The following is a 13,351-nucleotide window of genomic DNA, read 5'->3' as shown; positions in this document are numbered from 1 at the left end:
TGATGAATGAAGCCCAAGTGAACCCTTTTGATGATGAAAGCATTCCCTTTTTTGTGCTGATCAATGCTCAGCGCCAGTACAGCCTGTGGCCTGAAATCACTGCGATTCCCGCCGGTTGGGAACCGGTATTTGGTCCGGCGGTAAGGGAAGCCTGCGTACGCTATCTGGAAATGAACTGGACGGATATGCGCCCTCAGAGCCTGATTAACGCTCAGCCGGAATAAAAACCTATCTCTTGTCATGTTGCATCTGCCAGCGCCTAAACCCTTAAAAATGCTTTTTCAGGCGGGGTTTTTCGCGCTGTAGATGCGTAACTGCTGACAGGCTGCGCCGAATGAGATAGCCCAGCATGACCGATGGAAAGACGCCGGAATAACCGGATTCTTGATACTTGCCAAATAAGGAATTTTTGCCGTGTCAGAGGCTTCAACCCTAACTTTTTCTGCCGCAAACGAACGCGAATTACCGCTGGTTGCTGCTCAGCCAGGTATCTGGTTTGCCGATCAGATCGCGGTCCAGAATAACGCTTACGCCGTCGCGCATTATATCGAACTCCGTGGTCATCTCGATGTGGCACATTTTCAAGCCGCGCTCCGTCAGGGACTGGCTGAGGCCGATATTGTCCATGCCCGCTTTGGCAGTGGTGATAATGGACCGGTACAGTGGATTCCTCAGGCCATTGATCCCGAACAGATCGCGCCCGCTGAAGTCTTGGATTGGCGAGATCGAAACGATGCTACTCTCGCCGCCCAGGTTTTGATGGAAGCGGATCTTTTGGGGTCAGATCGTCCTGAATCCGCGAATGTTCCGGGTTATCGCCATTTGTTATTCCGAGTGAGTCCGGCGAAAGAGCAGCCTGAAGGCGAAGAACGCTGGTTGTGGTATCAGCGTTATCATCATTTAATGGTGGATGGATTCAGTTTTACCGCTTTAACGCGACGTATCGCTGAGATCTATACCGCGCTAGCGTCAGGATTGCCCGCAGGTGGAAATCCGTTTACCGCTTTTAGCGAAGTGGTTGCCGAATATCTGGCCTATCAAGGATCGGAAGCGGAGGCTAAAGATCGTCAGTTCTGGTTACAGCACGCGGCGGAGCTGCCGGTGCCGGTTTGTCTGTCTTCCTCGGGAAAAAACAACAGCGAACAGAGTCTCTCTCCGTTGCCGCTGCGCTATCACTTCTCCACTGACATCGCCCAATTTTCGACCATTATTGAAGCGGTAAAATCGCAGCGTCTATCTGTGGCGGATATGGCGATCGCCTTGGTGATGAGCTATTTGTATCGCATGAGCGGGCAACAGCATCTTTCCATCGGTTTTCCATTCATGCGCCGAATGGGTTCTGTGGCTATTGGCGCGCTGGGGCCGGTGGTCAACGTACTGCCGCTACAGGCGAAAATGCGCGACGACCTCACCCTGGCCGATGTCGCGCGTAATCTGGCTCTGGAGCTGAAAACTCTGCGACGCCATCAGCGTTACGAAGCCGACCAACTGCGGCGCGATCTCGGAATGGTTGGCGCGGGGCAGGATTTGTATGGCCCAACCATTAACTTCAAACTGTTTGAATATCAGCTGAATTTTGCCGGTATTGATGGGATCACTCATCAAATGGCTTCTGGGCCGGTGGAGGATCTGGAGTTCAACTTGTATCTGGAGGAAGGTCAGCTTAGCGTGGAATTAACCGCCAATCCGGCGCGCTACGACATGGCCAGCCTGCGTTTACACGCTCAGCGTATTCAATATTTGATCCAACAGATCGCTCGCCAGCCAGATGTCGCGATCGGGCAACTGTCATTGCTCGATCCACAGGAACTGGCGGTTATCGATCAATGGGCCAACGGGCCGGCGATTTCTATGCCTGCCGGTGCGGTTTCGGTACTGGATATTTTCCATTCTCGCGTTACCCAGCAGCCGGATGATTGCGCGGTAGCCTGCGGCGAGCATCGTCTTAGTTATCAGCAACTTTCGGTTCGAGTGGCGCAATTGGCGCGGGCGTTGATTGCTCGCGGCGTCGGGGCTGACGATGTGGTAGCGATAGGTTTGCCACGTTCGGTAGATTCTCTGGTGGCTATTTTAGGGGTGCTGGCGAGTGGCGCGGCCTATATGCCGCTTGATCTCGATTATCCGCTGGATCGACTGGAGTTGATGTGCGACGACGCGCGTCCTTGCCTGTTATTAACCCATAACAGGATCCGTGAACAATTGCCGCAACTCGCTGCGACGTTAAGCTTGGATGACGAGGTTTTCCGCAGTGAATGTGCGGCATTACCGACTCAACCTGTCGTTGACGCCGAACGACGGGAAGCGCTCCGCGGTGCACATCTGGCTTATATTATTTACACCTCAGGTTCCACTGGGCGACCAAAAGGGGTGATGAGCACCCATGGCGGCCTGCTAAATCTGCTGGTGGCGCATGCCGATAATTTGTACGGCCCGGCAATGGCGGAATTTGCTCAGCAGCATAGCCGCCGGATGCGCGCCGGGCACACTGCGTCATTCTCCTTCGATTCTTCCTGGGAACCTTTGTTCTGGATGATGATCGGCTGTGAGCTGTATATCTTCGACGAAGAAATGCGCCGCGACGCTTATTCATTGGTACAAATGATGGATGAGGTGCCCATAGATACAATGGATATCACGCCGTCATTCTTCTCTCAAATGATCGACAGCGGTTTGCTGGAAAACGGGCGTCATCGTCCGGCCTTCATTATGATCGGTGGAGAAGCGGCGACGCCGCGCCTGTGGAATCTGCTTAAGCAACACCCTGAATTAAACGTTCATAACTATTATGGGCCATCGGAATACACCATCGATACCTTGGGTACCAGTACGCGAGTTTCCGATCAGCCAGTCATTGGCCGACCAGTCGCTAATACCGAAGTGTATCTGCTGAACAGTAAGCTAGAGAAAGTGCCGGTTGGTGTGATGGGTGAGTTGTATATCGCCGGTGCCGGTTTGGCGCGCGGCTATCTGCGTCGCCCGGATCTAACGGCGGCGCGCTTTGTCGCGAATCCCTTCCGTGAGGGAGAGGTGATGTACCGCAGCGGCGATTTAATGCGCTGGACGCCGGAGGGACAGCTTGATTTCGTTGGTCGTATTGACCATCAGATTAAAGTGCGTGGCTTCCGCGTCGAATTAGGTGAGGTGGAAAATGCGCTGGTGGCATTGCCGCAGGTCAGCACGGCGGTGGTGATGGCTGAAGCTATTGGTGTTACCCACCGTTTGATTGGCTATTGCTCGGTGCCAGATGCGGATCTGAATGCCAATCCGCAGCTTTCCAGCCAGTTACTGGAACAGCTTGCCGCGACCCTGCCAGACTATATGGTGCCAGCGGTGTTGGTGGTGTTAAATGAGTTGCCGCTGACGGTAAACGGTAAAATCGATCGTCAGGCGCTGCCTGCGCCGGAACGCGCGGTGCAGCAAATTAGTCGTGCACCGCAAACCCCGCAAGAAGCTCTGATTTGTCGGGCCACGGCCGATCTGCTGGGGTTGGAACAAGTTGGCGCGGATGATGATTTCTTCGCACTGGGCGGCGATAGTATTTCCGCTATGGCGTTGGGTACGGCGCTGCGTCGGCAAGGTTATCAGTTGCGTCCGCGAGATATTTTCTCTCAACGCACTCCGGCGCGAATGGCGCTGGCATTGCAGCCTGTGGGCGAAACTGCACCGGGTAAACCGACGGCAGAAGTTAAACTGCCAGACACGGTCATGGCCGCAGTCACGGAGAAATATGGTTCTGTCAGCGCGGTGCTGCCAGTATTGCCGTTGCAACAAGGTTTGCTGTTCCACGCCCAGTTAGGCCGTGAGGCAAATAACTACAATGCTATGAGCCGTTTTGAGCTGGAAGGGCCGCTGGATGTTGACCGTCTGCGCGGCGCGTTGGAGCTGCTACTGGTTCGCTACCCACAATTGGCGGCGATCTTTGACACTGAATTGTACAGTGAGCCGCTGCAAATTCTGCCGAGGATCGATACTACTCACATGAATGTGCCGTGGCGAGTACTGGATCTGTCAGAAATGACGGCGGATCGGCAGGTCGTGGAGTTCTATAATCTGGAGCGCAGCTTGTTAGCGAAAGATTTGATCGCCGCCAGCCCGCGTCCATTATTGGAAGCGGTACTGGTGCGTTATGCCACCGATCGTCACGTACTGATCCTCGTTGCTCATCACCTGATCGGTGACGGCTGGTCATCTTCGATCATGCTACACGATCTACTGCATACTTACGGTAATCTTCCGTTGGCGCCACTGAAGGTTAGCTATGGATCGCTAATCAATCAAATGACGCAGCGAGATCTACAGCAGGATCGTCAGATCTGGCAACAGGCGATGCTGGGCGCAACGCCATCGATTCTTTACCCTGAAGCTAACTCAGCAGGTCCTGTACGGGAGCTGGCGGTGGAGTTAGGCCGCGAGCTGACAGCGGGGTTGGTCACTTTGCTGCGTCGGGAAGGTTTGACGCTGAACACCCTGTTACAAGGGGTTTGGGGGACTTTACTGGGCGCACTGAGTGGTCGCAACGATGTGGTATTCGGTTCGCCGGTGTCCGGTCGCTATGCGGAAGTGGAAGGTATTGAGCAACACATAGGTTTGTTCAGCAATACCATTCCGGTCAGAGTTAAATTACAGCCGAATCTGCCATTACTCGCGCAGCTTAACGCATTGCAACAGCAGCAAATTCAGCTGTTGGAGCATGATGGACTAGGGTTGGGGGAAATTCAGCGTCTGGCCGGAGCGAACACGCTGTTTGATACGCTGTTAGTAGTAGAGAACTATCCGGAAAACAGCAAGTTACATCAACAAGAATTCCACGGTCTGCGATGTGCAGGTCTAAATAACCGTGGTTATACCCATTATCCGTTGGCGTTACTGGCGCTACCGGGGGAAAAACTGCAGTTGCAGTTGGAATATCGCGATGTGGTGCAAGATCCACAGCGGGTGGCACAACGTTTGGTTAGGTTGCTGGAATATCTGGTTTATCAGCCGGAATTACCGTTGTCAGCACTGGATCTGCAAACACCGGATGAGAAAGCCCTGCTAGCCGAAATCAATAATACCGGCATAACGCTACCGGCGGTGACGCTGTGTGACCTGATGGCGCAGCAGGCGCAGGAAACGCCGCTGGATCTGGCGCTATTGGACATCCATCAGCAGCTGAATTATCAACAGGTTCGTGAAAGAGTGACGGCGTTGGCCGCTCATCTACAGCGGCAGGGCGTGCGCGCCGGCGATCGAGTAGCAGTAGCCTTACCACGCTCGGTGGATCTCAGTTTATCGCTGATGGCGATACTGGAAGCCGGTGCGGCTTATTTGCCGTTGGATACCGGTTACCCTGACGATCGTTTGGCGTACATGATCCAGGATGCCCAGCCTCGCCTGATCATCACTTTTAGCGATCTGGCTGAGCGTTTCGCCGGTCAGGGGGCGTTGTTATTATTGGATCGATTAACTCAACCTTGGCCTGCGGCGCAGGATTTTGTCGCGCCGTCTATTACCACCGATCATCCGGCCTATCTGATTTATACCTCGGGATCGACCGGTCGGCCAAAAGGCGTCGTGGTTTCTCACGGTGCCATCGTTAACCGACTGTTGTGGATGCAAAATGAGTATCCATTAGGCAGTGATGACGTGGTATTGCAGAAAACCCCTTGTAGCTTCGACGTATCGGTGTGGGAATTCTTCTGGCCGATGATTACGGGAGCCAGATTGGTTATGGCTCCGCCAGAGGCTCATCGCGATCCGGACGCGCTGCGGGCGATCGTAGAAGATTACGGCGTGACTACCGCTCACTTTGTGCCTTCCATGCTGGCTGCTTTTGTCAGCGCTCTGAGCGGGCAGGGACGAACCTGTACCAGCCTGCGTCGGGTATTCTGCAGTGGTGAAGCGCTTTCCCGTGAGCTGTCAGAGCTGTATCAACAATGTTTCTCTGCGCCGTTACATAATCTGTACGGGCCAACGGAAGCGGCGGTGGACGTTACTTATCAACCGGCCTACGGCGCGGATCTGGCGCGTATCACAGGCAACAGTGTGCCGATCGGTAAACCGGTATGGAATACTCAGCTGCGGATTCTCGATCATCTATTGCGACCGGTTCCTGTGGGCGTGGCGGGCGACCTTTATCTGTGCGGGGTGCAGTTGGCGCAGGGATACTATGCGCGTCCAGACCTGACCGCCAGCCGCTTCGTTGCCGATCCTTTTGATTGTGGTCAGCGAATGTATCGCACAGGCGATATTGCCCGCTGGTTGGCTAACGGCGAGGTGGAATATCTGGGGCGTAGCGACGATCAGTTGAAAATTCGCGGTCAACGTATCGAACTGGGTGAGATCGAATCTGCGCTGTTGGAATTACCGCAGGTACAGCAAGCGGTGGTGGTAGCCCGGACGCTGGTGGGGGCTGAAGGCGCTCTGGCCGGCGCCGACAGCCGACAGTTGGTGGGCTATATCGTTCCGGCTGTCGGACAGATGGAAGTAGATACCGAAGCCCTGCGTAAAGCGTTAAGTGAGCGTTTACCTGCGCATATGGTGCCGGTGGTTATCGTGAGTCTGGAGACCTTCCCACTCAGCGCCAACGGAAAGCTGGATCGCAAAGCCTTGCCAGCGCCGGCTAACCAGTTAGATGATGGTGGGCGTGCTCCGGCTGAAGGATTGGAAACCCGAATTGCGGAAATGTTTGCCAATCTGCTTGGGGTAGATTCCGTGGGCGCGGATACCGATTTCTTTGCCGCCGGTGGCCATTCTCTGTTAGCCATGCGGTTGGCGGCAGATTTGCGTCGTGAATTGAAACAACCGGTAGCTGTGGGTCAGGTAATGGTTGCTTCTACGGTTGCTAGCCTGGCGGCGGCGCTGAGTCAGCCACAGTCACAAAACCAGAATGAAATCGGTTTTGGCGAAGTGATGATATTGCGACAAGGCTCTGGTGCATCATTGTTCTGTGTGCATCCGGCTTCAGGTTTTGCCTGGCAGTTCAGCCAGTTACCGCGTTATCTGTCAGGTAAATGGCCAGTTATGGGGCTGCAATCGCCGCGTCCCGGCGGCGCTATCGCCGAATGTGCCAACATGGATGAAATGTGCGAACAGCATCTGGCAACGCTACGCCGCATCCAGCCTATGGGCCCTTATCATTTAATGGGCTATTCATTGGGTGGCACCATTGCTCAGGGTATGGCGGTAAAATTGCAGGAACAGGGCGAAGAAGTAGCATTCCTCGGTTTACTCGATACTTACCCGCCTGAAACTCAGGACTGGAATGCGCCAATTGAAGCCGAAGCATTGGCTGAAGTAGAGCGTGAGCGTGAACTATTTATGGCGGCTACCGGCGATGAGTTGGAAGAAAAGCGTAAAATGTTCGATCAGATTCAGGCCAACTATGACGATTCGGTTGGCCTGTTATCTGCGGCCACCACGGCGGTTTATCACGGCGAAACCACGCTGTTTGTGGCGACGCAAACTCAGCCTGAAGGTGAAACACCGGCAGAGATCTGGGCTCCGTATGTGAAGAATCTGCGTACTTTTGAGCTTGATTGTTCCCATATCACCATGATGTCGCCGGAAACGCTCAAAGTGCTAGGCCCCTTGCTCAACCAATTGTTAAGTGACATCGGCAGTTTGGGAAACTAAGCGTGGCTAGCCACCGTAACTCATAAACATCAGGCCAGCGAATATGCTGGCCTGAATATTTTAGATAACTAATATCTTAACCAGACGGTTTATCAGTGAGTCACCGCTTTTATCTGGTGGTTCTCAGCCACTGGCTATTCAATCTTCTTGGGCAATTTTGCGAGCAATGCGGCCATAAAATCTGCTGGCATCTGGTGTTTTGGTTCTGATTTCTTCGCCACTTTAGCGAACTGCTTAGCCGCCAGCGCTGCAATATCTTCCTTACTGGCCGGCTTTATCTCTGTTGGGATATATTTGGTTTTCACGGGAGCGGAGAACATCGGAGGCGGCGGAGGCGGTGGAATCACACCGTTTTGGAAGCTAACATTCACTGGCGCAATAGGTGCCGCTATCGGGGCCACAGGGGCAAGCTCCTGACGTTTAATCGGAGGTGGGGCATCGGTCACTTTTACCGACTTAAGTTTGTCGATAAAACTTTCAAATTGTTGCCCTTCAGCTTCCATTTTGAGCTTCATGACATCCAGAATAGAGACTTTTTTGGACACGGGGGCTGTCGGGGCTTCACCGTTAGCCGAGTGGCGCGTATTTAGGCTGGAACGGAAAGAGCCATCAGTTTGATCACTGGTAGCTTTTGGGTGGGTAAAAAAATGAGGTGCAGCGTTATTCCGCACGCCGGTAAAACGCTGAGAGAATTTTCCCATTTTGCTGGGGCGGCTTTCTGTCTCGGGTTTATTATTCAGTTGGTTAAAAAACGTAATTCGGCTACTTAAGGAGTTTGATGTTATATGGGGCATAGGTTCTTCCTCATTGATGATGAACGTGAATGAAGCGGTTTCCATCAATGATATGCGCGACGTATGCTCAAAATTTGTATAAATAGCCTATGGGGATAAATATATTTCCCATAGAAATCAATTTAGCCCCTAATTATGTCGTTTCACCGCAAAATGAACCTATCTACCCTTTATGCTTCATCCGCCTTTTAGGTATGACCAGTGGGGTATGGGAAACCGGATCGTCAATGATCATACAAGGCATCCCGAACACTTTTTCCACCAACTCAGCGGTAATTACCTCGCGCGGTGCGCCTTCGGTCACCACCTGACCATCGCGCATGGCAATAATATGGGTGGCGTAGCGGCAGGCGTGGTTCAAATCGTGCAATACAGCCACCAGCGTGTGCTGGCGTTCGCGGTTTAGATCGCCGAATAACTCCAGTAATTCAATCTGATGAGCAATATCCAGATAAGTTGTTGGCTCATCCAAGAGCAGCAGCGGAGTTTGTTGTGCCAGTACCATAGCGATCCAGACCCGCTGACGCTGTCCGCCGGACAGTGCATCAACGGTGCGATCGGCTAGCTCGCTAACGCCGGTGGCCTGCATAGCTTCGAGTACCGCGAGTTTGTCCGTCTGTGTCCATTGCTGGAGCAGTTTTTGGTGCGGATAACGACCTCGGGCGACCAAATCCATGACTGTGATGCCGTCTGGTGCCAGTGAGGTTTGCGGCAGTAGCCCGAGGTGGCGAGCTACATGTTTAGTGTCATAGCGGGCGATATTTTTCCCGTCGAGAATCACCTCGCCAGCCTGAGGTTTGAGTAAGCGGCTTAGCGCCCGCAATAGGGTCGATTTGCCGCAGGCGTTTGGACCAACAATGACGGTGAATTCGCCGTCAGGGATAGAAACGTTCAGGTTTTCACTGATGATCTTCCCTTCGTAACCTAAGGTTACGGCTTTGGCTTGCAGGCGATTTTCGGCGGTGTTGACAGGGTTAGCATGCAGATTACTCATGATCGGCGGGACTCGCGAATTAGAAGCCAAATAAGGTACAGCCCGCCGATGCTGATGGTAACCACGCCCACCGGTAGCTGATTAGGTGAAAACAGATGCTGGGCGCACAAATCGGCGGCGGCCAACAGCAACGCCCCCATCAACGCTGAAGGAATAAGCGTGACCGAAGGCGTACCGGTCAGGCGGCGGGCAATCTGTGGGGCGGCGAGGGCAATAAATGAAATCGGCCCGGCGGCAGCGGTGACCGCTGCCATCAAAATAACCCCAATTGCCATTAGCCCGAGCCGAGTTTTTTCAACGGGAATACCCAAGGCTCCGGCGGCATCGTCACCCATTTCTAGCAGTGGGATACGGCGGCTAAGCAACGCCACCAGCATCATAGCCAATAAAATGAATAGGCTCGACGGTGCGGCTTTGGCCCAAGTGATGCCGTTCAGCGAACCGGCTCCCCAGGCTGCTGCGCTGAGAGCCGCTTCCAACGAGGCGGTAATCGTTAGCCAAGTATTAAATGCCGTCAGCATCGCACCGACCGCAATCCCGACGATAATTAGCCTGAATCCTTGTATTCCCTGACGGTAAGCCAGTAAATACACAGCCGCGGCGGCAAGCAAACCACCGCCTAAGGCGCTGCTGGCAATTTCAAAATAGCTGCCATTGAACAGAATAATAGCCACCAGCGCGCCAGTATAAGCACCGGAGTTAAAACCAATAATATCCGGGCTACCCAAAGGGTTGCGGATCATCGATTGGAACAACGCACCGCTGACGCCTAGCGCTGCACCGAAAATAAGCGCCATAGCCGCTCGCGGTAGTCGCCACTGAGTGACGATAGTATTGATAAAACCGTTGGCCTGCCCAATAAGAGCGCTAACTACCTGATCGGTAGAGAGTCTAAGTGTGCCGAGAGTTAACGCTAGCGCGCCTAATATCAGGCAAACCAGCAGCAACAGGGCACAGGTCAACAAACTGCGCGGACGCACGCGCAGATTTATCCGACCAGCACTATGACCGATAATCCAAGGTTGAGTGATTGATTTCACAGAGCGGTCATCCTTGCGTTACGGCGTACTAATCCTATTAACAGCGGCGCGCCGATAAAGGCGGTAACAATGGAAACTCGCAGCTCACCGGGAACCAGAAAACGACCGACAATATCGGAGAACAGCAGCAAAATAGGGGTCATCACTAGCGTAAAAGGCAGAATCCAGCATTGATTAGGGCCGACCAGCCAACGGGCGATATGCGGCACCATCAGGCCAACAAAGGCGATAGGACCGACGGCTGCGGTAGCCGCGCCGCACAGCAGAGTTACGGCGACGACTGACCAGAATTGAGTACGGCCAATATGTGCACCTAAAGCTGCCGCCAGATCTTCTCCCATATGCATGGCGTTCAGCGGACGCGCCAGTAATAGGGTGATTAGGATGCCGATTACGATGGGTAACGTGACTGCGGTAACCACTGACATATTGCGAATATCCAACGAGCCTGCTTGCCAGAATCGGACGCTGTCGTAAACCATCGGGTGAGTCAGAGAGATGCCGGAGGAAATTCCGGTGAGAACCGCGCCAATAGCGACGCCAGACAAAGTCAGGCGCAACGGATTCACCCCGCCGGCTCCCAAGGTCCCGACCCAATACACCAACAGTGTGGTAAGCATTGCGCCGACAAATGCAAAAATCATATAGCCGCTGATGGCGTTGGCCCCAAAAACGGTAATGCCGATAATAACGGCAAAACTGGCTCCGGCATTGACGCCGAGAATACCGGGATCGGCCAGCGGGTTGCGAGTGAGTGCCTGTATAATTGCGCCTGCCAACCCCAAAGCCGCTCCGGCCAATACCCCAATCAGCGTGCGAGGCAAACGGGACTCCAAAATCAGGGTACTGTCTTGTCCACTGTGTTCCCCCAGCAGGCTGCGCCATACCACGTCCAGAGGAATGGCTTTGGCACCGAACATCAGGCTACAGGCCATGATAATCAGCAGCAGAGTGAGGCAAAAAAATAAACCGAATACACGACGACTGTCGTTAGAGAAGCGGCCCGATTGGGTCGTCGCAACGGGTATATTGAGTGTCTTATCAAGGGACATAACGATTCTTCTTTAATAAAATGATTATTGTTATCGTTTTGATTATCATTATTATTTATTTGCGCTATGTTAGCACGAGTCATTATTGGATTACATCAGCAAAATTCTGCCAGTATCCGCGTGACAATACACTTTTTTCGGTCAATAGGGCCATGTCCGGCAGCATTTCTGTCGACATTAATGGATTAGATAATCATGGCAAAGTCACCCATTCTCTTGGATTTCAGCCTGTTAAAGAATAATGCAAATTTTCGGGCGGTATTTATTGCTCGCCTGATCTCGGTATTAGGCTTGGGGATGCTTACCGTTGCGGTGCCGGTACAAATCCAGGCGATGACCGGCTCTACCTTGCAGGTAGGGTTAGCCGTCACGTTAGATGGCTTGGGCATGTTTATTGGCCTGCTGCTGGGCGGTGTGTTGGCCGATCGTCTCGATCGACGTCGTTTGATTTTATTCGCTCGTTTTACCTGTGGTTTGGGTTTTGTTGGTCTGAGTATCAACGCTTTTGCCGCCACGCCTTCGCTGTGGGTGCTGTACGTGCTGGCAACTTGGGACGGTTTTTTCGGCGCTTTGGGCATGACGGCGTTAATGGCGGCTACGCCATCGCTGGTTGGACGTGAAAATCTGGCGGCGGCGGGCGGTTTGAGCATGCTGACCGTACGTTTGGGGGCAATTCTTTCACCGGCTATTGGCGGTCTGATTATTGTTTACGGCGGTGTGGGTTGGAACTACGGTATTGCGGCTGCGGGTACGATGCTGACGCTGCTGCCGCTGTTGCGTTTACCGCAAATGAAACCGACGGTGACGCAGCATGAACATCCGTTGCGCGCGTTGGCCAGTGGTATTTCCTTCGTATTGAGTAATAAAGTGGTTGGCTCGGTCGTGTTGTTGGGGACGTTGGTTAGCATGGTCGGAGCGATTCGCGTGCTGTTCCCTGCGCTGGCAGAAAATACTTATCACGTTGGTGCTTCGCAGATTGGCATTATGTATTCGGTTGTGCCGTTAGGGGCAACTATCGGAGCTTTTACTAGCGGTTGGGTAGCAGAGGTTCGCCGCCCCGGTTTGGTGTTGATGTATGCGTCTATTGCTGCCTTTTTGTCTATCGCAACGCTGGGTTTGACCAATAATTTCTATTTGGCATTACCGGGACTGGTGTTGTATGGCTATCTGAGTTCGATCAGCGGATTGCTGCAATATACTTTGGTTCAGAGTCATACACCGGACGCATTGCTGGGGCGAGTTAATAGCCTGTGGAATGTGCAGTTTGTTACCGGCGAGTCTTTGGGCGCACTGGGATTAGGTTTGCTGGCGCGTTTGATGACACCGGCTTTAGCTGCGTTATCCTATGGAGTCGCTGCTGCGGGTTTAGGGGCGGTTATTGCGGTTTGCGTTCGGCCTTTGCGCCAGGCTTCGATGGGGAGCGCCGAGCTAGAGGAAGTGACGCTGAACGTAGAGGAAGCGAAAGAGAATTAATTCTTGTTTGTTTGCCTTCTGAAAGCGGTCGCGGGGCGGGGAATCGGGGTATTCACTTGGTGAATGCCTCACGTTCGCAGCCTCAACCGAGTCAAGGCTCGAAGGTGCGAGTTTTAACACTCCGCACAAAGCCGCCCGTCTGCTTTGCAGGACACCTCGTTCATTACACCAGCTGACGGGATGGCTTTGTTCGCATCCCTGTTCATGGCGCCTCAATCCGCCGTCCATAGCGGCTTGCCCTATGCTCTGTTCTTCACTCGGCAGGCTGATATGTGTTCTTCAAGATCAAAAGCTATATCGAAGGCGAAAGACAAATTGTGATTCGTAACAAATGGTTTTGATTTTAATAAAGCGTAATCAGGAAGCGCACCTTGAGCCACAGGG

The 13,351-nt window shown here is 53.3% G+C and carries 7 protein-coding genes; 3 read left to right on the top strand and 4 right to left on the bottom strand.

From position 1 onward, the window contains the following. Nucleotides 1-2 precede the first annotated feature (2 nt). Nucleotides 3-224: an MbtH family protein gene (locus AD970_RS07845; protein ID WP_049598099.1), complete on the top strand. Its 222-nt coding sequence runs from the start codon at nucleotides 3-5 to the stop codon at nucleotides 222-224. 190 nt (nucleotides 225-414) lie between these two features. Then, nucleotides 415-7,614: a non-ribosomal peptide synthetase gene (locus AD970_RS07840; RefSeq protein ID WP_049597757.1), complete on the top strand. Its 7,200-nt coding sequence runs from the start codon at nucleotides 415-417 to the stop codon at nucleotides 7,612-7,614. Nucleotides 7,615-7,748: 134 nt separating this feature from the next. Here the strand turns inward: AD970_RS07840 and AD970_RS07835 are convergent, their stop codons facing one another. The 4 genes from AD970_RS07835 to fepD form a co-directional block, all read right to left on the bottom strand. Continuing rightward, entirely contained in the window at nucleotides 7,749-8,453 is a 705-nt protein-coding gene (locus AD970_RS07835) for a hypothetical protein (RefSeq protein ID WP_157045483.1), read from the bottom strand. Nucleotides 8,454-8,571: 118 nt separating this feature from the next. Then, nucleotides 8,572-9,402 (bottom strand): ABC transporter ATP-binding protein, encoded by an 831-nt coding sequence (locus tag AD970_RS07830; protein WP_049597755.1) that lies wholly within the window; start codon nucleotides 9,400-9,402, stop codon nucleotides 8,572-8,574. Then, on the bottom strand, nucleotides 9,399-10,442 hold the full coding sequence (gene fepG / locus AD970_RS07825) for an iron-enterobactin ABC transporter permease (RefSeq protein ID WP_049597754.1): 1,044 nt from the start codon (nucleotides 10,440-10,442) through the stop codon (nucleotides 9,399-9,401). Before fepG ends, AD970_RS07830 begins: the two co-directional genes overlap by 4 nt. After that, nucleotides 10,439-11,494 (bottom strand): Fe(3+)-siderophore ABC transporter permease, encoded by a 1,056-nt coding sequence (gene fepD, locus AD970_RS07820; RefSeq protein WP_072080615.1) that lies wholly within the window; start codon nucleotides 11,492-11,494, stop codon nucleotides 10,439-10,441. The genes fepG and fepD overlap by 4 nt, the downstream gene beginning before the upstream one ends. A gap of 195 nt (nucleotides 11,495-11,689) precedes the next feature. Here fepD and entS point away from each other — a divergent pair, with 195 nt between their 5' ends. Next, nucleotides 11,690-12,967: an enterobactin transporter EntS gene (entS, locus tag AD970_RS07815; protein ID WP_049597753.1), complete on the top strand. Its 1,278-nt coding sequence runs from the start codon at nucleotides 11,690-11,692 to the stop codon at nucleotides 12,965-12,967. The last annotated feature ends 384 nt before the right edge of the window (nucleotides 12,968-13,351 follow it).

Source organism: Yersinia nurmii, from assembly GCF_001112925.1.
Classification (GTDB): Bacteria; Pseudomonadota; Gammaproteobacteria; order Enterobacterales; family Enterobacteriaceae; genus Yersinia; species Yersinia nurmii.
Note: the sequence above shows the minus strand (reverse complement) of the source record. Positions and strands in the feature narration are given on the sequence as shown.

What these genes read in the sequence shown, in the direction of transcription:
- fepD (WP_072080615.1), bottom strand. Translation starts at nt 11,494, where the DNA reads ATGTCCCTTGATAAGACACTCAATATACCCGTTGCGACGACCCAATCG.
- AD970_RS07845 (WP_049598099.1), top strand. Translation starts at nt 3, where the DNA reads ATGAATGAAGCCCAAGTGAACCCTTTTGATGATGAAAGCATTCCCTTT.
- AD970_RS07835 (WP_157045483.1), bottom strand. Translation starts at nt 8,453, where the DNA reads ATGGAAACCGCTTCATTCACGTTCATCATCAATGAGGAAGAACCTATG.
- AD970_RS07830 (WP_049597755.1), bottom strand. Translation starts at nt 9,402, where the DNA reads ATGAGTAATCTGCATGCTAACCCTGTCAACACCGCCGAAAATCGCCTG.
- entS (WP_049597753.1), top strand. Translation starts at nt 11,690, where the DNA reads ATGGCAAAGTCACCCATTCTCTTGGATTTCAGCCTGTTAAAGAATAAT.